Genomic DNA, 23,070 nt, shown 5'->3' with positions numbered 1-23,070 from the left:
TTTAGTTTTCAAGTATCCAAACTATCAATTCCTAAGCATGACGGTTTCGCAATACATTTCTTCATATCTATCAGTAATGTTATTCCAATTTAAATTCTCATTGCACCATTGACGTGCATTTACACCATAAAGTTTTAAATCTTCTTTTGGATTATTTAGAATGTTATGTATAGTATCGACAATACTATTAACATTCAAATTTATCACAAACCCACCATTTGATTCGTTCATAATACTACCCATATTAGTTGCATTAGTTACTAAACAAGGCAATCCACTCTGCATAGCCTCTAGTACAGCCATTGGCATACCTTCATATCTCGAAGTATGAATAAACAAATCACATTTATTATAATATTCTTGTTTTTCCTCCCCATATTTAGGTCCTTCTATTTTCACCATTTCCCTTAAATTATCATTATTCACAAGAAAATTTGACACTAATTCCTCATCGAGGGTGCTATCAAAAGGTCCTACTAAGTATAAGCATATTTTCCCTTTCCATTTCTTATCTAGATTTTCAAGTGCCTTGAATAAAATATCTATACCTTTGTGATGAACATCTATTCTTCCGATAAATAAAATATTCAACATACCATTCGAAGATTCTCTCAGCAAATTAGAATAACTTGATGGCTCGACACCATTATGAATAATTGAATATTTTCGAGTTTCACCTATTGCTTTAATAATATCAACTTCTTCTTCTTTTGCTAACACATGTAAAGTTGCAGCTTTCTGCAACATATTTTTTATAAACAAATTTAAAGCGACTTTTTTTTTAAACTTACTGTGTTGTAATGCATTTTCCATTAAATTCCCATGCAATGAAACAATATACGGTATTTTCATTTTGTACAAGATTCTCGCAATGATTATATGATCTATATTAAAAATACCGTGTATATGTACGACATCATATGTGTTCAACTCAGGTATATCTCTTAACAAAACATCCTTATTAACAGATCTTCGTTTCTCTTTATAATAATAATTTGATCCTAGGCTATCTATTTTCATGTTTTTATTTTCATCAAATACATATGGAGAAAAAACATCTACTATATGACCCTTCTCATTTAGACGCTTTATTACGGGGATCAATACTGACGTTGGTCCACAAGCACCTAATTTAAAAGAAGCTATTTGTAATATTTTCATAACTTCATTTCTCCTTCAATAGTTTATCTCTGTACACAGACTTAATAGTATCTGATAATTGTCTTGCTAAAATTCTCAAATCGTAGTTTTCTTCAGCTGCAACTCTACTACTCACACCCATTTTCTTTCTTAAATCAATACTATTAGCCAAGCTAAAAAATGCATCTACCCACTCTTTAGGATCAGATGCTAAGTATCCATTATTAAAATTCTTTATTATATCTTTTTGAATCCCAACAGGAGAAGCAATTACAGGCAGCCCAGTCGCCATATATTGAATTATTTTATATGCGCACTTACCTTTATTAAAAGGAGTGTCATATAATGGCGCAATTCCAACATCAAATTGTTGTAAAATCTCCATTTGATTTTCTAATGACCAAGGAATGTCCTTATATTCAATATTTTCATTTTCAAACGACATTGGCAATCCACCGAGGACAATAAATTTAACTTTTCTTTTTTTGGAAAATTCTTCAATAGCGGGTAGTACCAATTCGAGATTTGGTGCCGTTGACGATGAACCAATCCACCCAATGGTAAATACTCCATCAGAATCGATTTTCTTTTTAATCGGATAATCATTCATATCAACGCCAGTTGGAATATTAAAAACTCTATGATTGTACTTTTCAGCCCATGTACCTAGTATTTTGTTTCCTACAATGATGGCATCTGATTTTGACACGTATTTATGAATTTTATCCCAGCTTCGAGTTAATTTAGTGCGTAACCTACTTGCTTTCTCACCTAAATAAATAGCATCATCAAACTCAAATATAATAGGTATTTTTTTTCTTTTTATGAAATTAAACAAGAAAGGAGATTCTATTGGCGCTAAACCTCTAAGGACCCATACTAAATCGTAATTTCCACATTTTAATATCTTATTAATTCTAAGCAGAAAAAGCATTGCTAATCTCCCAACGTTTAATTTCCCACTCCGATACTCAATAAAATCTTCATATGGATAAAATGGATCAATTGATAGATTTATTCCATAATCGGTCTTAAGAATCTCTTGAAATTGATATACACGCTGTCTGCTACTGGCATCAATTACTGGTAATCGTGTTAATACAAGTACATTCACCCGTAATCCTCCTTGATTTTTCTCAACTATATTTAATTCTTCTTTTTGAATAACTTTAGAGATAACAAAGCATATATATAGGCATACCATACTGTTGAAAAAGAAGTGATGCTTGATACAAACGAATACATTAAGAATACAATAGTAAATGATAATATTATGTCTCTGTACGATATAATCTTTGAAACTGAACAAATTCTCCAATAATATGAACTAGCTAATCCTAGTATTAAAGGTAACAAAAATACCCCAATATAACCCCAATCAAAAATAATATCCCATAAATAAGAATAAACATTAAATGGCATGGGAATGTTTGTAAAAGGCCTACCAGTATCAATCATTGTTAACATAGAATCGTCGTATTTAGTTATACCAAAACTATTTGTTAGCTTGAATAATGGTAAGAAGGTATTAGCTCCAAGCATTAAAGAACCATCCCAAACACGGAGTTGCTCTGAGAACGCTGCAAACGAACCAGTTAAATATGTATACGTCTTTGATAAAACCACATTATTTAGTTTTGTATTAACAGAAAACTCTTCAAATGAGCCCCTCTTATTTCCAACAAAAACAAAAAATAAGACTAAAATTATAACTGGGACTATCATTTTTTTCATTTTTATACTTTTCACTTTTTCTAAACCTGATCCCGTGCCTAATACTAGTAAAGGAGCGATGAAGTTCAAGATACATATGATTGTCATATATCTCTGTCCAGTAAACAATGCGACAGTAGTAGTAGGTAAGAAAATCATAATATAGCTTTTCTTAAATCCATAACCTCTTGCTACTAATATTCCTATAAGTAGACTTCCACCTAAACTGAAAACATTAATTAAATAATTTATGAATGAATTAGAATGTTCTGATATCATAACTCTATTCAAATACATACTTGAGTTTAACAATGTTTTTAATCCGAAACGACTAACAATTTGAAATAACCACAATATTATCCCTAAATTCGAGAAAAATAGTGAAAAACGAATTGCTTTATTAACTGTATTTACTTCATCAATATTCACAACGTTAAATTCTAAAGACTTAAGAGGAATTGGTCTATTTAATTCATCCTCTTTAATATGTCCAAATTCCCCTTTTAACTTAATACTGTATCCTAATATTGAGCCCATTAAAAAAACCATGTAAGATCCCATAATTATTAATCCTGATTCAGGCGAGATTCCCGTATACTCTACGAGATGTAAGTTGTGCAATAAAAAAAGCCCGTTCCACACAATTGTGAAAATCCCTAAAGGGCATCTTAAAGTCCTAAATATATTCCAAGTAATCCAAAGTCCAAAAATCAACATTAAACCTGATATAAAGATCCAATACATGAGTCCCTACCTTTTTGAATAATATTTTGTTATATACCTTTTTTTTCAATTTTTTTAAATACATGAATTAATTTTTTTGTTTGAAATTTAAAATCAAAATTCATTGCCCCGATTCTAGCATTACTGCCCATTTCTTCATATTTTTCTTTTGACATATTTTTAATTTTCAATATAGTCATGGCCAATTCTTCAGGTGTACTATCATTTAAAGAGATACCACATTTGAAACTATCTAAAATACAATAGCCCATCTTGACTGTTGATATGATTGGTTTTCCAGAAGCCATATATTCAAAGAGCTTGTTTGAACTGTTACCTCTAGCCCAATTATATTCTATTTGTGAGTAATTAAGGACATTAACTGATGATTTACTCAAGATATACGGAATAAACTGTTTATTAACATAACCTTTCATTTTAACGTTCATAAGACCTTCATCATGAATTCTTTTTTTTAATTTTCCCTCTTGGTTTCCGTCACCGTAAATTAAAAACTGTATATCATTCTCATCCTTTAAAATAATTGCTGCATCAAGAATATTACCAACATTATTTATAGGTCGAATTGCTCCTGCGTATATTACATTAAATTTTTCAGAGTTTAAATCATCGTCATATAAAATATTTTCCTTAATCGACTCTAAAAAGGAATCAAGATCTACACCGTTATTGATATAGTGGCATTTTTCCAAATCAATGTCTCCACCTTGATCTATATCCCACTTATTTTCTTTAATATAGTCAGTATCGCCTTCCTTAGTGAATATCAGAGCATCTGCTTTCTTATAAATCCAATGCTCACCTTTTTTCAATATTCTTCCCAGGAGACTCTTCTCTTTAATTCTATTAAAAAAGAAAAGCGCTTCTGGCCATAGATCTCGCACTTCGCATATACAGGGAACTTGTAGCTTTCTAGCTATTTGTATACCTGCGAGCATTGTTAAGGGGTGAACACTTGACGCAACAATAACGTCCGGTTTCCCATCAAATTTAGCATAAGCTTTTGCAACAGAAAATAAATTAAAATAGAAAAAAAACATATTTTTAACTCTTCCAATTCCGTTTCCCAAAGCTGTTGATGTCTTCACAAAAACAAAAGGTATATTATCAATCTTATCTGTAGCAAATTTTTTTTTACCAGTATCAATAATTTCAACTTTATTGTGATAAGTATTCGCACCAAATACTGTTGCTTGATAACCTTGTTTTATAAGCTCCTTCGCAAACCAATAGTGTCGTCCACCGCGATTTTTATACATATCTGTAGCATAATGATTCCAAAGCCAAATTCGTTTTCCCAATCCCTAGCCCACCCCTATCTATTCAGTTCTTTATCTATTATTTTCATATCACTCTATTTTCATCACTGGAACTCCTATATAAGTTCCTTTTTGTGATATATTCATTATCACAAGTGCTCCAGCACCAATTATGCAACCACTGGTAATTTTTACATTGTTACTTACTACGCTTCCAATTCCTAACCATGTTCCTTTACCAACAGTTACTTCACCAGCTAAATTTACTCCAGGAGATATATGTACATAATCTTCAATTACACTATCATGATCGACGGTAGATCCTGTATTGATTATGCAACCCTTACCTATAATACTAGAAGAATTGATAACAACTCCAGCCATCAATGATGTCCCTACCCCAATTTCGACCATACTCCCAATTGAAACTTGGGGATGAACTAACGTAGCTATGTTAGCCCCTAATTTTTCAAGATTATTTAGTATTTGCTCACGCAAGTTATTATTACCTACTGCTACAAAGAATTCATATTCATGAATATACTTATAAGCATCATTAATTCTTCCGATGACATCTATCCCTATTGAAGAGGTAATACTTTTATCATCATCAAGAAAATAGACTTTTTCCCATTCATTCATTTTCAAAGCTATATCGACGGCCACTTTACCATGCCCGCCTGCACCAATTATTAGAAGTTTCTTCCCTTCTATTCCGCACTTCATATTTCTACCCCTTCTCCAGCTCCTTTAAATGGTTGCATTGTAGAAGTGTCATTATCACTGATTCCTTCTCTTTTAAATACTTTCAATATAGTTTCAAATATTATCTGCCAATCACCTATAAACCCAACATTATTTACGTAATACACATCCAAATCAAACTTCTCCTCCCAACTAATGGAATTCCTCCCTTTAACTTGTGCTAGTCCTGATAAACCAGGCCTGACATCATGGCGTTGTTTTTGATCTGGGGTATATAACGGAATATATTGAACTAATAAAGGTCTTGGACCTACAATTGCCATATCACCTTTAAGAATGTTAAATAACTCTGGCAGCTCATCTAGAGATGTGCTCCTCAGTATTTTACCAAATCTTGTCAAACGAATTTCATCAGATAATAACTCTCCATTTTCATTACACTTATCTGTCATTGTTCTGAACTTATAAAGCGTAAATATTCTCTCGTTTTTTCCAGGTCTTTGTTGTTTGAAGATTACTGGGCTACCTAAATTAACCCTTACTAGTATTGTTACTATCAACAAAATAGGTGATAACACAATAAGTGCACTTAGTGACAATAGAAAATCCATGGGCCTTTTTAAATAATTTTTATAAAAACCACTTTTAGATTCACTATATCTAAATACTTTAGTCTTTGTTCTATGTTTAGTCTGCATCTCTTATATCCATACCTTTTTGATTATTTTCACAATTCTCTCCAAATCATCATCTGTTAACTTGGTATCACTTGGCAGGCATACACCATTTTCATATATTTTTTCTGATACACCATCACCAACAAAATCATATTGCTCGAAGAATGGCTGCATATGCATTGGTTTCCATACTGGTCTGCTTTCGATATTCTCATTTTCCAATGCTACTATAAGATCTAGAGGTCTTAACCCACCACTTAAAGTAATGCAACTCAACCAATAATTTGGTTCGTTCCATTCATTAATAGGCATCATGTTCAACCCCTCTAGCGTTAGCAACTCATTTTTGTAATACTCAAAAATTTCATATTTCTTTTTAATTCTCCGTTCTAAGACTCTAAGTTGTCCTCTCCCAATGCCTGCTACGACATTACTCATTCTATAATTATAACCAAGCTCACTGTGCTGATAGTGTCTGGCTTGATCTCTACTCTGAGTTGCCCAGAACCTTATTTTAGAAACTTTATCCTCCTTATTAGATATCAGCATTCCACCACCAGAAGTGGTTATTATCTTATTACCATTAAAACTAAATATCCCATAATCACCGAACGTTCCAGTATGTTTTCCCTTATATTTTGTCCCGAGACTTTCTGCCGCGTCTTCAATAAGTGAAACATTATGTTTTTTACATATATCAACGATTTTATCCATATCTGCTGCCATACCGTAAAGATGAACTACTAACACTGCTTTTGGTTTATATTTTTCAAATGCCTTTTCTAATGCAATAGGGCACATATTCCAAGTTGAAAGGTCACTATCTATGAATACTGGAATCGCATTTTGATAGATTATTGGGTTTGCTGTGGCAGAGAAAGTAAGATCTTGACAAAATACAATATCTCCAGTGCCTACGCCTGCAGCTATTAATGCAAGATGAATAGCTGCTGTTCCTGAGGACAATGCAGCAGCATATTCAATACCTACTAACTTTGAAACTTCATTTTCAAACTCATTTATATTATTTCCAAGAGGTGCGATCCAGTTTGATTCAAACGCTTCGTTAATATATTGAATTTCATAACCTTCATCACTCATATGTGGTGAAGAGAGAAATATTTTATCTTTACTTACCATCCCTATAACTTCCTTCCCCAAAAAAACTTTTGAAAAATATTTGTCAAATTAAATAGATAAATATTATGTATTAAATAGATTCTTATATTTAGGACTTTTTGGTCCAATTCCAAATCAGTCCAATCAGTTAACTCTAATTATGAAATAGTTATTTCATAATTAGAGTTAACAATTCTACATATCATTATAAATTAACGCTTTAAAACGATTTTATATTTACCTAGGAGTGCTCTATTCTGAGGATTCATGCATAAATTCATTGCAATCTAATTCGCCATCTTCTCAGCTATATCTTTACCTGCCTGAAGCTGTGATTCAAATTCACTTTTATATTGACTAATAATTTCTGTACTGTACCCATTGCTGTTCAGTTTTTGTTCAGCATCAGCAACTATACTATTGAAGCTAGCAGTGAATGAGGCTAGTTGTTGTACCCCTTTAGCTTTAATACTTTTCTTACTCGCCTCATCTGTTGCTCCAACATACTCAAATGCAATACTCATTAATGTAGATTGGCTTTGATTTTGAAGCGCCGAAAGCTTTGCTTCTGTGTCACTAGTAATAGTTTCATATGAAACCTTTCCAGTTCCTGCAGAACCACCACCTGTTGCACCTGTTGTATCCGTTGGCACTGGTGTCGCTACTGGAGATGGGCCCTTGCCATTGTCATTGTTTGTCGACCCATTAGGGGCTTGTTCCTGATAAGCCTTGGAAGCTGCAGTAATGGTCTTCGTCTTCTGATCCCAGCTAATGTTATGACCTACAGATTCCGATAAAAAACGTAGAGGCACATATAAAGAACCATTCAGGATGAAGCTGGATTGACCTGTAGGCAAAGCCTTGATTGCATCGTTAAATACATAACTTGCCTTAACTTGATTGAGGACAATATTCTTCGCTGCTGCTGAAGTACTATTCCCGTTCTTTGCATTCATTAGATATTCTTTAATCACAACTAGCTCTGAGCTACTAGGCTCTGCTACGGTAACTTTAACGTTTTTAGCATCCCAAACTACACTCTTCTGTAAAGCATATGACATAAAGCGCAATGGAACATACGTTGTATTGTTGTACATGAATACATACTGGCCTGCGGGTGGCTGAATACTCACGCCGTCAAAAATCAAATTCACGTTCATACTTTGTACTTTAATCGTATTATTTGCAGTCTTAGGCGTTGCACTTGGTACTGCCGCTGCTGATACTGATATAGGTGCGGATGCTGTTAAGGGTGCTAAACCAATTGAAGCAATTAACGATAAAGCCACGATTGATAATGTTGCTTTAGACATGCTTATTCACTTCCCTTTTCTTTCGCTTTTAATTGTTCTTCTTCAGCAATGATTTGGTCATGCGTTTTCCCTTGACTGACACCGTACTTTTTAGCAATCTGAGAAAGCTCATTGTACTGCTCTGTGGATACTTTACCTAGGATGATACTGCGCGCCTCACGCTTCTCCTCAGTCGTTAAGCCACCCTTTGCCAAATCTTTAAGACGATTAATATCGGATACGCTAAGTTGACCAAGAACAATAGAAGCAACATCTGCTTTATCCTTAATCGTTACATTTTCTTGAATTTGCTTAGCTTTATCTGTGGAGACCTGTGCTGTGTAACCATCTGAAGAGCCATCTTTTTGATCTGATGATGGAGCTTTGGTCGGTTCACTAGTAGTAGAAGCTGTTGTTTCTCCACTAGGTTTATCGTTATTTTCACTACTTTGATTACTACTTCCCTCATCATTTGCTGGTGGAGTAGTAGGCACCGCGGACTCTACAGGATCGACATTACTATCATCAACTGTATCAGTTGGTGCTGTTCCTTGATCTTGACCACCAACATTATCCTCAGACTCCAGATCAAAACCATCTACCATTGAATTCATCAGCTTATCGACAGCATAATTCGCGGCGAACAAGCCACCAACACCCAGCACTACAATAACTGACAGCGTCCATAAAAGGATCTTTTTCCATCGTTTGTTGAACACTTTATATCCCCCTTTATGAAATAGTTAGCTAATAGCAACTTGGGCAACAGGCTGCATTGGTACAATCTGATTGATAATTTCGCGGATGACTTCTGGTTCCTCAGCGAGAACACGTTCCAAACGTTTAAACTCCAGTTCTAACTGGTTCAGACTTATGACATTAGGTTTACCAATAAAGATTCTTCCATGATCAGTTGAACCTAGATTTTCTTCATCTGTAAGCAACTCTTCATATAGCTTCTCACCCTCGCGAATACCGGAGAAATGAATATCAATGTCCTTATAGGGTTCATATCCAGAGAGCGTAATTAAGTCTTCCGCCAACGTTAGAATCTTAACCGGCTCTCCCATATCCAGAATGAACACTTCTCCGCCTTTGGCGAAAGAACCAGATTGGATGACAAGCTGAACAGCTTCTGGAATCGTCATGAAATAACGCACCATTTCTGGATGAGTGACAGTGACTGGACCTCCGGCAGCGATCTGCTGCTTAAAGGCTGGAATTACACTGCCGCGACTACCAAGAACATTCCCAAAACGCACAGCAGAGAACTTCGTTTGACTTGTAGTGTGCAGGCTCTGCACATACATTTCCGCAATCCGTTTAGTAGCACCCATTACACTGGTTGGGTTAACCGCCTTATCAGAAGAGATCATTACGAATCTCTCGGCACCATATTTATCTGCACAATCCGCAACATTTTTGGTGCCAAAAACATTATTTTTAATGGCTTCCGAAGGATTACGCTCCATCAAAGGAACGTGTTTATGTGCTGCTGCGTGAAAGACCACATGCGGTCTATGGCCACTGAATACATCCATCATCCGACTGCGATCCTGCACATCTGCTATCACTGTTACAATATTCAACTCCGGAAAACTCTTACGAAGCTCCATTTCAATTGTGTAAATACTGTTCTCACCGTGTCCAAGTAACATTAGCTTGTCCGGACCAAAAGGAGCAATCTGCCGGCATAACTCTGAACCAATAGAGCCCCCAGCCCCCGTAACTAACACCGTCTTATGATGTACATAACCTAAAATACTGTTCAAATCAGCTACGATCGGTTCACGACCTAATAAGTCTTCTACGCTGACATCCCGAAGTTTCTTAACTGATATTTTTCCAGCGATCAGATCATTAAGAGCCGGTATAATCTTCAGCTTTGCTCCAGTCTTTTTGGCAAGATTAATAATTTCAGAAATCTCAGTACGTGAAACAGAGGGCATGGCGATGATAATCTCATGAATTTCTCTTTCTTTCACAATCGCTGGGATTGCATAACGATTTCCAATTACAGGAACACCCATAATGTACATATGGTATTTATTCGCATTATCATCAATGAAACCGACTAATTTGGTATGCGCAAAAGAGGGTCCCATCATTTCCCGAGCAATTAATATCCCACAATCACCAGCACCTACAATTAGTGTATGGGTCTTAGTGTCTTTGTAATTGATTCGATCATTATGAAGTACTCTCCACAAAAATCGGACTCCACCTACTAATAAAAGAATAGTCTCCATCGACCGAACTTCTATGGCAAGAGGTACTCTATCCGGCAAAATTAGATATGCCAGTGCAAATGAAAATAAAGACCCTACTACAATAGCTTTAGAAACCGATATAATTTCACCGATACTGGCATATTGCCACATTCTTCGGTAAAGACCGAAGTATATAAGGCTTCCACCAAATGCAAATGTTGCAATCAAACCAAATTGCAGCATCTGTACAACGTATTCCTGAAGAGCATGGTTAGGGTACCGAAACAAATAAGATGTCACAATACTGAACCAAATGATCGCAAGATCAATGAAGAATAAAAGAATCACTCTAGATTTCGCTGTCATTTTCAGTGCCTCCAAAAATAACATTTTTAATTATGAATAAATCAATTTCCATAGTAGTAGTAATAGTACCCTTCACTAGCTTTACGTTTTACATTATTGAGAACGACGCCGAGCATTTTTGCACCTACACGATCCAGATTAGCTTTAGCTTTTACTGCGATATCGCGTTTTACCTTACCATAACTGACAACCATAATAACGCCATCACTCTTCGAGGCCACAATTTGTGCATCCGTAACCGCTAATAATGGTGGAGTATCAATAAGAATGACATCATACCGCTGACGCAAATCCTGTAAAAGAGTGCTCATCCGATTAGATGCCATCATTTCCGCCGGGTTGGGCGGGATTGGTCCAGAGGTCATAATTGAAAGATTATTAACACCGGAGTCTTGGACAGTGTCCTCAAGAACTGCCTGTTGAGACAGTAGGGAGGATAAACCAAAACGGTTGCTTAGTGTAAAAGTCTTATGTGCCGTCGGCTTCCGCAAATCGGCGTCAATCAACAATACTCTTTTATCTGCTTGTGCATAAGCTGCCGCCAGGTTAGCAGATACCGTAGATTTACCTTCTTCCGGTCCGGATGAAGTGACCATAATCACTTGAATGGTCTGATCTACAGAAGAAAAATCAATATTCGTGCGCAATGCGCGAAACGCTTCAGAGACAGGAGAGCGTGGGTTCGTAACGGTGATCAGATGGCGTTGTTTATTTGGAAGCTGTGACATGTTCGAGGTCCCCCGCCTTTCTGGATGATTGTTTCTGTGTTTGTGCGGCACCTTGTTTGCTTTCATCTTGACCCAATCTAGTAATCATAGCTATGGTAGGCAAACCAAGATACTTCTCAATATCAGCTTCTGTCTTCAGGGTGTCATCCATATATTCCAGCAGGAAGGCAATCCCTAACCCAATCATCAAAGAGACGATAAAAGCAATAGCCATGTTCAGTAAAACATTTGGTTCTACCGGCCGTGGCTCAACAGTTGGATTCACTTTAGCTTCATTCAGAATCGATACATTTTCCACATTAAATAGACTTGGAATTTCTTCCTTGAACACAAGTGAAATGGCATTCACGATTTCAGCAGCCCGCTGATAAGAATTATCTCGAACGACAAGTGTCATCACCTGCGTATTATTTACGGAACTCACATTAACCTTTTTCAATAGCTCTTCCGCAGTAATATTGAATTGCGGATAATCCTTTGTAACAATATCAAGGATGGCCGGAGTCTTAATAATTTCCTTATACGTATTAATTAATTGAATATTGGTATTAATCTGGTTTAAATCAAGCTGCCCCACCGCTGACTGCGTTGGTGTTTGGTTAACGATAATCTTCGTGGATGCCTCATATACCGGGTTTTTAATATACAGACTATATACACCAGCAATACCGCACACCAATACAACTATGCTGAAAATGAGCCATAGTCTCTTCCTGACGATCTGAAAATAATCGCGAAGATCCAATTCTTGTGATGACAAGTGAAATTACCCCCAAGCTATTTCTGAAATATTTCGATGCCTGTTCAAATCTTCCCTATTTGCAAAAAAATCGCCTCCTCTCACCTACATGAGAGGAGGCTGTATACTATAAGTTTTATTTACTTGAAGTTAATAGTACGGTAGATAATTACTGCTGCTTCAGCACGGGTAGCTGTATCGTTCGGGTTGAACTTGCCAGCATTTCCGATAACCAGGTTGTGGCTTGCTGCAAACGCTACGCCATCTCTTAGGGATGCACTGATCTTAGCAGCATCAGAGAATTTGCTGATTGCAGTAGAATCGGTTTTTGCATCAGGATTGATAGATTTCAACGCACGGGAGATCATTGTTGCCATTTCTGCACGTGTAATAGTTGCATTAGGATCAAATTTGGCCGCACTGCGTCCAGTAATAATCCCTTTTTCTGCTGCAACTGCTACATATGGTGCATACCAAGCAGTTGAACTTACATCGCTAAAGCTTTGTACAGCAGAGTTGTTTTCCAGGTTAAGCGCACGAATCAGCATTTTGGAGAACTCAGCACGAGTTACGTTGCTCTTCGGTGCAAATTTACCTGCTCCGACTCCTTCAATCGCACCTTTAGCAGCTACGACTTGAATTTGTCTGCCAGCCCATGCTTGTACAGCAGCAATATCATTAAAGGAGACTTTATTTTCAAGTACTGCGTAAGAAGAGAATGTATCACGTGGTTCTACGATGAAATCTCCATCAAGAACTCCACCTTGGAATTGCAGATCGCCGTATACAAGTTTACCAACGGAAAGCAATTCTTTATCAAGACCATCAGTATTCTTAAGTGGCAGTTTGATAGTAATTGGTTGTTTAAATGTGCTTTGTGCTACACCGTTCACACTAAGTGTGAATTCATACACATCCGAAGCCAATTTCAGCTTGGTAACGGAAGTTACAACTTCTGGTTTAGCTGTAGTTACTGTCAATGAAATCGCTGTGCTGAATTGGCTTACAGGAATCGTTACAGTTACACCGTTGAAAGTAACGGCGATATTCGCAATACCTTTAGCTTTTGCAGCTTCAATAATGGCTTGGGAAAGTGGAACTTCAACTGTAGTAGCGTTTACTGTTCCCAGATTCAGGGTCAAAGTAAGACCAGTTTTACCAGGGTTCGCTGCAACTAGTTTATCAAATTCTTTAATTACATCAGCATCAACCAATTTCAAGGTTGCTTTACCGTCAACAATGCTTACGAGCTTAGATACGTCATAGATTCCTGGAGTTTGAACAGGAGCTACAGGAGTTGTAACACTTCCACTCCCACTGCCACCGCTACCAGGACCGACTCCGCCGCCAGTACTAAATCCATAAGCTTTAACGTAAGCAACAGCAAGTGATTTTGCCGCAGGTTTTGCGGATTTAATATTATTGTTCAGGTTTTTCAATGTTTGCTTAACATCATTAGCAGTAACTCCAAGCTTGTTCAAAGCCTGACTTACTGTAAGAGCTCCTGCACCTGTAGTGTGGTTCATCACTTTCGCAATGGCTTCATCCAACAAAGTCTCGTAACCAGATTCAGATGTAAGAATTGCCAACAAATCTGCTGATGACTTGTTACCTACCAGTTCACGAAGTTCTGTTTCAATACTGCTCAAGAATTCAGCAACACTATCAACAGTAAGTCCAGACACACCCGCTTTAGCTGCAATTTTGCTTACCAAAGCAATGTTTTTGTCATCGTTACGGATCACTTGGATTCCGGAGAAGTCATTTCCATAGACATCGTAGACTACACTAGTAACGCTTTGGAACAATTTAAGTGATGTTTTTGTTTCTTCTCCATCCAGTGAAAGCTTGTTCAGTACTGGAGCAAAAATTTCTGTAAATTCTTTCTCACTCAGTGCTGCAACCTCAGTCTTCAAATTGTACAGATAAACTGCATCTGTTGCGGTCAATTGTTTGTAAACAGCAAGAACCTTATCCTTAACTGCTGCACTGCTACTAACTGTAGCCGCAGATGCTGTGCCTACTGCTCCAAGGCTTCCCAACGGAAGACCCGCTACGGATGCTGCTACCATACTTGCTGCTAATGTTGATACTACTAGTTTCTTTTTCAAAGTCACTAAATATCCACCTCTTCTTATGTATTAAAATACTGTACTACCATAGACCTAGAACAATTCGCCCAAATGCTACGCTATTACGTATAGCATTAAATCACCCAATAAAACCCATTCTACCACTATTAGGTAGATTAGTCAGCCCTTTCGGAAAAAAAATCCAAACAATTTTTGTCGGTTTCCCCTTGTTTGTACGTGTTTTCCATGAATAACCTCGCCATTGGTCATAATTTGCTGAGCATTGCCGCGAACATAGTCACGCATCTCAGGGCCTAATTCTTTCTCCATAACCACATAAGCAGCGTTTAATCCAAAAGGACGATGAACACTGTCATGTGCATCAGAGGCCAACACATGTACTGCATTTCTACGGCATAGCTCCAGCGACAATTTCTGTAGCTTATTCCCGAAAACGCCTGCAAGACTCTGTGCGGTTACCTGCCCAAGTGATCCTAGCTCTATCAGTCTCTCTAGTTTAGAAGGATCAGCAGCTATTTCAGCATTGCGCTCCGGATGGGCGATGACCGGAACGAACCCTTGAATGATCAGCTCGTGGCAGATTTCTTCCATGTTACGTGGTACTCGTGAAGAAGGCATTTCCAGTAAAATATACCGCGAATCTGCAAGACTCAGCAGTTCCCCCCGCTCCAGATCATTCAGAAGTTCACCGTAGATACGGATCTCTTGACCTGGAAGAACAAGCAGTGGATTACCAGCCTGACGAAGTCTCTCATTCATCATCTCCACAGCTTCTTTAATCTTGGGGGCATTATTCATATATTGACCGTTGGCATGATGTGGCGTGGCGATGACTGAAGTAATCCCTTCTCTGTGGGCGTCTTGCGCCATGACAAGAGCAGCTTCCCAATCAGAGGCTCCGTCATCCAAAAAGGGTAAGATGTGGCAGTGAATATCTATCATATGTTATCTATCGGTCCTTTTCCATAGAAATTTTAGTTTTATCAACAAAAAAATACAACCATTCCCACTAGGAATGGTTGCTTGATTGTAAATGAGTTCATATCTTACGCTTCGGTTGACTCCTCTTGCTGAGATTCATTTGCTATCATTTCAGCATCCTCTGAATCCGGAGATTCATTCTCAGAAGGGCGAATATACCCATCGATTAAGCCCCAAAGCTCGTCTTTGCCGAGACCAATTTCCGAGGAAAATGGAATAAAATTATCCCCTGGCAGCACACCCAGCTCCTGCTTCATGGTCTTGATATGTTTTTGCCAGCGTGTCTTCGGAATTTTATCCGCTTTGGTCGCTACAACACACATAGGAAGATCATAATGCTTCAACCAATCGAACATCATCTTATCATTGCTGGTAGGTGAATGCCGCAGGTCTACAATAAGCAGAACCAGCTTTAACGTATCGCGCTCAGAGAGGTATTTCTCAACCATTTTCCCCCACACCGCACGTTGCGTCTTGGAGACTTTGGCATACCCGTAACCTGGAAAGTCAACAAAATACATGCTGTCTTCATTGATACGGTAATAGTTCATGTGTTGTGTCTTACCAGGCGTGGAGCTTGTCCGAGCCAGATTCTTACGGTTAATCATTCGGTTAATGAGGGAAGACTTCCCCACATTGGAACGCCCTGCCAGAGCAACCTCTGGCAAGGAATCATCAGGGTACTGATCAGGGCCAACGGCACTGATAATAAATTCGGCAATATTAACTTTCATAGGACTTCCTTTCTAATGCACACTACTCGGTGGCTCACTGCTAATTTCATTATGATGCTCAACTAACGCATGATGCAAGACCTGATCCATATTAGATACCGGTACGAACTCAACATCATTACGTACGCTCTCAGGAATATCTTTCAAATCCCGTTCATTGTCTTTGGGAAGAAGGATCTTTTTATATCCAGCTCGGTGAGCGGCAAGAGATTTCTCTTTCAATCCACCAATTGGCAGTACACGTCCCCGCAAGGTGATTTCACCTGTCATCGCCACATCCTTGGAAACATAACGTTTCGTGAGCGCGGAGATCAATGCGGTTGCAATCGTAATCCCTGCAGACGGACCATCCTTCGGAATTGCACCTTCCGGGATATGGATATGAATATCAATCTTCTCATAAAAATCGGGCTGGAGCCCCAGCTCCTCCGCCTTCGAACGAGTATAGCTGAATGCGGCTTGTGCCGACTCCTTCATTACATCGCCCAGCTGTCCAGTAAGAGTTAGTTTACCTGTTCCCTGCACAACCGTAACTTCGATCAGCAGTGTATCTCCACCGACCTCAGTCCAAGCTAGCCCAGTGACCGTACCAATCTGATCTTCAAGCTCGGCCATACCGTAACGATATTTGGAAGCCCCAAGATAATCCTTGATGTCGTCAGGAAGAATAATCACTTTCTCTTTTTCCTCAGACACGATTTGTTTCGCAGCTTTGCGGCATAATGCTGCAATCTGCTGCTCCAAATTACGCACACCGGATTCACGGGTATATTCGCGGACAATGCGTAATAAGCTATCGTCTTCGATAATCAGTTGATCTTCTGCAAGACCATGGTTTTTCTTCTGCTTAGGCAACAGATAACGGCTGCCGATTTGCAGTTTCTCCAGTTCCGTATAACCTGGAATGAACAGCATTTCCATCCGGTCCAGCAATGGACGCGGAATATTATGCACTACGTTCGCTGTTGTTACAAACATTACGTTCGACAAGTCGAACGGCAGTTCTACAAAATGATCACTAAACGTGTTGTTTTGTTCTGGATCCAGTACCTCAAGCAGCGCTGAAGATGGATCTCCACGGAAATCCGCAGCCATCTTATCGATTTCATCCAATAGGATAACCGGATTAATCGTACCCGCCGTCTTCATGCCTTGGATAATCCGACCCGGCATCGCACCTACATAAGTCCGGCGATGACCTCGAATCTCCGCCTCATCACGTACACCACCTAACGAGATACGGACGAACTTGCGGTTGAGCGAACGGGCGATGGAACGAGCCAGTGAGGTTTTGCCCACACCTGGAGGACCTACAAGACATAGAATAGGACCCTTAAGCTTCTTAACCAGCTGCTGAACGGCCAAATATTCCAATACCCGTTCCTTTGGTTTTTCCAAACCGTAGTGATCCTCATCAAGTACCTGCTCGGCCTTTTTGATGTCAAGATCATCCTCTGTCTGTTCACTCCAAGGGAGACTGAGCAGCCAATCTACATAGTTGCGAATGACGCCGCCTTCCGCAGAGCTGACTGGCATTTTTTCCAGACGATCGATTTCTTTCTCCATCTTTTCCTTCACACGTTCTGGAACATTTTTCTCTTCCATTAGCGTCCGCAGCTCTTCCGCTTCTCCTACCCGGCCTTCCTTCTCGCCGAGCTCTTTCTGGATCGCTTTCATTTGCTCACGCAAATAATATTCCTTCTGCGTCTTTTCCATTTGTTTTTTGACACGTTGATTGATCTTACGTTCAAGCTCCAGCACTTCACGCTCGTTATTCAGAATATCAAGAAGCTTCTCCAGCCGTTTACTAACATCAATCGTCTCAAGAATTTCTTGCTTATCCTTAATTTTTAGCGATAAATGACTCGTAATGACATCCGCAAGTCGACCAGGCTCTTCTATATCGGATACAGCAGCGAGGGTCTCTGGGGTCACTTTTTTGGATAACGTAATATAGTGTTCGAACTGATTGAGTACTGTACGCATCAGCGCGTCACATTCTTGATCGCTATCTACATCTTCCGGCAGCTCACGCGCCATAACCTCATAGTACTCATCATTATCGATATAATTAATAATTTCGGCCCGTTCTACACCTTCAACCAGTACACGTATCGTACCGTTTGGAAGCTTCAACATTTGCCGCACATTGGCGACAGTACCGACCCGAAAAATATCGTCCTGACCTGGCTCTTCAATATTCACTTCCGACTGGGAACAAAGAAGAATCAAATTATCTTCAACCATAGCTTTCTCTAACGCCCGAACTGACTTCTCACGGCCCACATCCAAGTGAAGAACCATGCTTGGGTACACAAGAAGCCCTCTTAGCGGCAATAAAGGAAAACGACGACCTTTTGTTTTATTTGTCATCATCGCTTTCGCACCTCCCATGGCTCTCAATTAATCTCATATGCATTCATTCTAACAAAAGCAGCCCCAAAACACCAACAGAGTCCTTAGATTTCAAGAAGAACCGACTTGCTTTTCCTTAAATAGAGACAACGTTTCTTGTAGCATTTAAAAAGGAAGCAGCAGAATTGCCTGCAGCCTCCTTTATTTTACAGCGACAAATCTCACCTTATTCTTCGAAATAGGGTCAATTTAGTTTAACCCTTTGCAGATTCACCAGCGGCATCGGCCTTTAGGAGTGAAGGTGCTGCAGAGAACAGCTCTCCAGCAACTGCAGGCAGCCTTACATCTGCTGTATCAGCACCGAACAGGTGACGGAACACCTCTTCTACTGTTTCCATTGGAATAACGCGTAATGGCGCAAGGTCAGCGAAGAGAGACTGCCAGTTTTCTTTTGGAATAAGCACTGTAGTGGCTCCAGCTTGAAAAGCAGCTTCCACTTTGGCAATTACACCACCCACTGGCTTGACTCGTCCATGGATGCCTATCTCACCTGTGATCGCTACAGTGTTATCCACGGGAAGTCCACGAATAGCAGATACGATTGCTACTGCCATCGCCACCCCTGCCGAAGGCCCGTCAATCGGTGTTCCACCTGGAAAATTCACATGTAGATCATAACGATCGGGCTCCAGATTCATCGTACGCAGTACGGTCAATACATTCTCAACCGAACCCTTTGCCATACTTTTTCTCCGAATCGTGCGGGAGCCTCCACCGATCTCTTCTTCATCCACCACACCTGTCACGTTCAGTCTGCCTTGACCGTTCAAAGCAGGCGCTGCGGAGACTTCGATTTCGAGCAGAGTACCCATCCCCGGTCCATACACGGCAAGACCATTGACTAATCCAATCTGCGGTGCCGAAGGAATCTTGCGTTCCGTACGCAGCGGAAGCTGGCTGCTGCCCGCCACCCATTCCACATCAGCAGCATTTAGTGTATCTCTCTGTTCAGTTAAAGCTAATCCGGCAGCCAGTTGAATCATATTAACTGCTTCCCGGCCGTTGGTTGCATATTGCTGCACCACAGTGACAGCTTCCGGACTTGGTTTAAGCCCGATTTTCTGTATCGCGTCACGCGCGATGACGGCAATCTCATCCGGCAGCAGCGGGCGGAAATAAATCTCCATGCAGCGCGAACGCAATGCAGGTGAAATCTCATCCGGAGAACGCGTAGTAGCGCCAACTAGCCGGAAATCAGCAGGCAATCCATTTTGAAAAATATCATGAATATAAGCCGGAGTATTATTATCCTCCGAATTATAATAAGCGCTCTCTAGCAGTACCTTCCGGTCCTCAAGCACTTTAAGCAGCTTATTCATCTGAATGGGGTGAAGTTCTCCTATCTCATCCAGAAAAAGAATCCCGCCATGCGCCTTAGTCACCGCTCCCGGTTTCGGCTGCGGCACGCCCGCCACCCCCATGGCTCCTGCACCCTGATAAATAGGATCATGCACGGATCCGATCAACGGGTCAGCAATACCACGCTCATCAAAACGAGCGGTTGTGGCATCAATCTCTGTGAATTTAGCGTCACTTTTAAAAGGAGAAAGCACATTCTTTTTCGCCTCTTCCATGACAACACGCGCTGCCGCAGTCTTGCCGACTCCCGGCGGACCATAAATAATCACATGCTGCGGATTAGCGCTACAAAGTGCAGCTTTCAGGGCGCGCAGCCCATCCTTTTGCCCGACAATATCTCCAATAGAAGCCGGACGTGTTTTCTCCGACAATGGTTTAGTTAATGTAATCATCCGCATTTTCCGTAACTTGTCCAGTTCCTTGCGCGACTCTCGTTCCACCGCTGTCTTATTTGTCTTCTGACCCCGCAGCAGATTCCAAAAGTATACGCCGATAACCAGCGCGAAAAAGAGCTGCACGATCATCACAACTATACTTAATTCCATAGGTCATCCTCCTGTTTCGTTCAGTCTACCTTTCCACCCTTGGCTACTATTAGGTAGTATAGCCGTTTCGGTAATTAGTAAACGCGAATTTGAGGATTTGTTGAATTGTTGCAGTAGGATAGACTCTGATAATTAACTATAAGGGCAATAATGAGTGTGGGGAGTGCAAATGTAGCTTATGTAAATTTTAAAAAGGAGATTGTTGAGGTGGTTAGAAAGGAGATTGGAGAAGAAGGAATGCGGAGGAGTGCGGAAGCAAAGGAGGGATGAAGAGGAATGCGGAGAAATGCGGAAAATCGCGGAGAAATACGGGAGAGATTAGTGGAAAGGGAATTTGAGGAACTGTGGTGATATGTCGAGCCGTTGAACTTAGTAACTGAGGATCGTGATCGATGCTATGTAGGGTGAGGAACCTAATTCTGCGACTTTACAGCTAAGGGTGAGGAAGTTGGGAGTTTCCTGTAGATGTTAGTTAGTTGAGTTCGTCGAGGTACTTTTAGAAGCTGAGTTACTCTAGAAACTGAGTCAACTGGGACGGTGAGCTACTTCTAGAGGTTGAGTCAGCTGGGAATGGTGAGCTACTTCTAGAGACTAAGTCAGCTGGGCACGGTGAGTTACTTCTAGAGGCTAAGTCAGCTGGGCACGGTGAGTTACTTCTAGAGGCTAAGTCAGCTGGGCACGGTGAGTTACTTTTAGAGGCTAAGTCAGTTGGGGACGGTGAGCTACTTCTAGAGGCTGAGTTAGTTAAGTTCGGGGGACTACCTCTAAGACGCAGAGTTAACTTAGTTTGCTGAACGTATGAGTTTGTATCTTCTATGTTCGTAGAAACAACCTATTTAGTACAAAATCTAAGTATCATTGGTACCCAGCCAAATAATTAGGGAAATACTCCCTATTTATCAGTAATTCACGACCTTTCAACTGCTAATTAGGGAAATCCTCCCTGATTATCGGTAAAATCACACATAATGAGGGAAATGCTCCTTTTATTAGGGAGTTTTTCCCTAAAAAGCTCGATTTTGAGCCATAATCGGCTTATTTCAGGGAGAATTTCCCTAATTGTTGCGTTTCAATTCATAACCGACTTCACATCAAGCTCCCTCACATACCTTCTTTTCAAATCCCCACCTTCAGCAAAAGTCATGGCCAAAATTGTTACGCCTATATGATCAGCCCCATCAAACCACTTCAGCTACACCTGCTCCATCAGCCAATTTTACTACTTTATCCGTTTCAACATTAGCTACGTCATCTACACCAGTTACATCAGCTACACCAGTTACATCAGCTACAATGGCACCAACAACTCCATAAGTTACACCAGTTATATCAATTACATTGGCTAAACCTTTGCATCATTTACTTCTATATTAACAACTTCCATCATATAGGCTCCATCAACCATCAACCATCAACCATCAACCATCAACCATCAACCATCAACCATCAACCATCAACCATCAACCATCAACCTTTACAATTATCAATCCCAGTAATAGAGAACATCACGAGCCAGCTTATACTCAACATTTTTGACGCCGATTCCCCTTTTTATGGGGGTTAGCCAGCCTTTTTCACAGAGACTCTTTAGCATCATGCGTACTGTTTTAGGATCTAGCGTGAAATAATCAGCTACCTCTTTAGGACGTATTATCCCAGCGTTTCGTACCACTAAACGCATGATTTCCTTCTCAGCGATTAGCAGCCTGTCACGTGGCGCATCTAAAATTTGGTAGCGGCTTAACGCCAAACGCAGCAGTGTAACACATAACTCAGGGCGCTGTTCAACATCATCGTAAGCAAATGAAATTACTTGATAACCCATTCCGTACAGAAAAGTTTCACGATTTAGCTCATTACAATACTTCAGCCTATCCATGTCTCTTACATGAGCTGCATACCCTTTAATCTCGAACAAGAGCTTGATCGGCCCCGGCAAAAAAGCAAAATCAGCAAAATCAGCAAAATAAGCTCGTCTCTGTAAATCCAGCACCTCATACTCCGGATGAAGATCATTGAAGTCACCACAAAGCGGCCACCAGACGTTCTGCAAAAATAATTTTTCTGCGTGGCCATGACCTCTCTCTAGCCTCCCCCGCCGTTCGCCCGTTCTGCTTGCAAGATGCTGCGCAATAAATTTTTCATGGGCTTGATCATAGTTCATGTTTACTCATCCCTTCCTCCAAAATGGAAATAAACGCAAAAAAAAACGCCCCATGGACCCCAGATTTACCGGAGCTGCACAGGGCGT

Annotated in this window: 18 protein-coding genes; all 18 read right to left on the bottom strand. The window is 39.9% G+C overall.

What is annotated here, in order from left to right:
* Positions 1-24: 24 nt before the first annotated feature.
* On the bottom strand, positions 25-1,161 hold the full coding sequence (locus MKY63_RS16465) for a glycosyltransferase (RefSeq protein ID WP_036685104.1): 1,137 nt from the start codon (positions 1,159-1,161) through the stop codon (positions 25-27).
* A gap of 4 nt (positions 1,162-1,165) precedes the next feature.
* Entirely contained in the window at positions 1,166-2,254 is a 1,089-nt protein-coding gene (locus MKY63_RS16460) for a glycosyltransferase (RefSeq protein WP_036685101.1), read from the bottom strand.
* 32 nt (positions 2,255-2,286) lie between these two features.
* On the bottom strand, positions 2,287-3,570 hold the full coding sequence (locus tag MKY63_RS16455) for an O-antigen polymerase (RefSeq protein ID WP_235219517.1): 1,284 nt from the start codon (positions 3,568-3,570) through the stop codon (positions 2,287-2,289).
* Positions 3,571-3,626: 56 nt separating this feature from the next.
* Positions 3,627-4,898 carry a glycosyltransferase family 4 protein gene (locus tag MKY63_RS16450; RefSeq protein WP_036685096.1) on the bottom strand — a complete coding sequence of 424 codons (1,272 nt, stop codon included), beginning with the start codon at positions 4,896-4,898 and terminating at the stop codon, positions 3,627-3,629.
* A 48-nt stretch (positions 4,899-4,946) separates the two neighbouring features.
* Entirely contained in the window at positions 4,947-5,582 is a 636-nt protein-coding gene (locus MKY63_RS16445) for an acetyltransferase (RefSeq protein ID WP_036685093.1), read from the bottom strand.
* Positions 5,579-6,259 (bottom strand): sugar transferase, encoded by a 681-nt coding sequence (locus MKY63_RS16440; protein WP_036685089.1) that lies wholly within the window; start codon positions 6,257-6,259, stop codon positions 5,579-5,581. Before MKY63_RS16440 ends, MKY63_RS16445 begins: the two co-directional genes overlap by 4 nt.
* Before the next feature lie 3 nt (positions 6,260-6,262).
* A complete protein-coding gene (locus tag MKY63_RS16435; protein WP_036685086.1) occupies positions 6,263-7,378 on the bottom strand; it encodes an aminotransferase class I/II-fold pyridoxal phosphate-dependent enzyme in 1,116 nt (371 codons plus the stop codon).
* A gap of 266 nt (positions 7,379-7,644) precedes the next feature.
* On the bottom strand, positions 7,645-8,670 hold the full coding sequence (locus MKY63_RS16430; RefSeq protein ID WP_339809347.1) for a stalk domain-containing protein: 1,026 nt from the start codon (positions 8,668-8,670) through the stop codon (positions 7,645-7,647).
* Positions 8,671-8,672: 2 nt separating this feature from the next.
* Positions 8,673-9,368, bottom strand: coding sequence for a hypothetical protein (locus tag MKY63_RS16425; protein WP_339809345.1), 696 nt, complete (start codon positions 9,366-9,368; stop codon positions 8,673-8,675).
* A gap of 24 nt (positions 9,369-9,392) precedes the next feature.
* Complete coding sequence (locus MKY63_RS16420) at positions 9,393-11,225, bottom strand: nucleoside-diphosphate sugar epimerase/dehydratase (RefSeq protein ID WP_111505373.1); 1,833 nt, start codon at positions 11,223-11,225, stop codon at positions 9,393-9,395.
* 41 nt (positions 11,226-11,266) lie between these two features.
* The gene (locus tag MKY63_RS16415) at positions 11,267-11,953 is read right to left on the bottom strand and encodes a CpsD/CapB family tyrosine-protein kinase (protein WP_036685074.1); all 687 of its coding nucleotides are present in this window, start codon (positions 11,951-11,953) and stop codon (positions 11,267-11,269) included.
* Positions 11,934-12,713 (bottom strand): Wzz/FepE/Etk N-terminal domain-containing protein, encoded by a 780-nt coding sequence (locus MKY63_RS16410; protein ID WP_036685072.1) that lies wholly within the window; start codon positions 12,711-12,713, stop codon positions 11,934-11,936. The genes MKY63_RS16415 and MKY63_RS16410 overlap by 20 nt, the downstream gene beginning before the upstream one ends.
* 119 nt (positions 12,714-12,832) lie before the next feature.
* Positions 12,833-14,809 carry an S-layer homology domain-containing protein gene (locus MKY63_RS16405; protein WP_339809343.1) on the bottom strand — a complete coding sequence of 659 codons (1,977 nt, stop codon included), beginning with the start codon at positions 14,807-14,809 and terminating at the stop codon, positions 12,833-12,835.
* A 135-nt stretch (positions 14,810-14,944) separates the two neighbouring features.
* Positions 14,945-15,727 (bottom strand): CpsB/CapC family capsule biosynthesis tyrosine phosphatase, encoded by a 783-nt coding sequence (locus MKY63_RS16400; protein WP_339809341.1) that lies wholly within the window; start codon positions 15,725-15,727, stop codon positions 14,945-14,947.
* Between the two features lie 104 nt (positions 15,728-15,831).
* Positions 15,832-16,500, bottom strand: a complete 669-nt coding sequence (yihA, locus tag MKY63_RS16395; protein WP_036685063.1) for a ribosome biogenesis GTP-binding protein YihA/YsxC — start codon at positions 16,498-16,500, stop codon at positions 15,832-15,834.
* Positions 16,501-16,512: 12 nt separating this feature from the next.
* Positions 16,513-18,876, bottom strand: coding sequence for an endopeptidase La (gene lon / locus MKY63_RS16390; RefSeq protein ID WP_076099438.1), 2,364 nt, complete (start codon positions 18,874-18,876; stop codon positions 16,513-16,515).
* A 233-nt stretch (positions 18,877-19,109) separates the two neighbouring features.
* On the bottom strand, positions 19,110-20,819 hold the full coding sequence (lonB, locus tag MKY63_RS16385) for an ATP-dependent protease LonB (RefSeq protein ID WP_036685060.1): 1,710 nt from the start codon (positions 20,817-20,819) through the stop codon (positions 19,110-19,112).
* 1,483 nt (positions 20,820-22,302) lie between these two features.
* Positions 22,303-22,983, bottom strand: coding sequence for a BlaI/MecI/CopY family transcriptional regulator (locus MKY63_RS16380; RefSeq protein ID WP_339809339.1), 681 nt, complete (start codon positions 22,981-22,983; stop codon positions 22,303-22,305).
* Between the last annotated feature and the right edge of the window lie 87 nt (positions 22,984-23,070).

Origin of the sequence: Paenibacillus sp. FSL R7-0189 (assembly GCF_037969925.1) — a bacterium.
Classification (GTDB): Bacteria; Bacillota; Bacilli; order Paenibacillales; family Paenibacillaceae; genus Paenibacillus_AQ; species Paenibacillus_AQ odorifer.
This window is presented reverse-complemented; position numbering and strand designations above follow the sequence as displayed.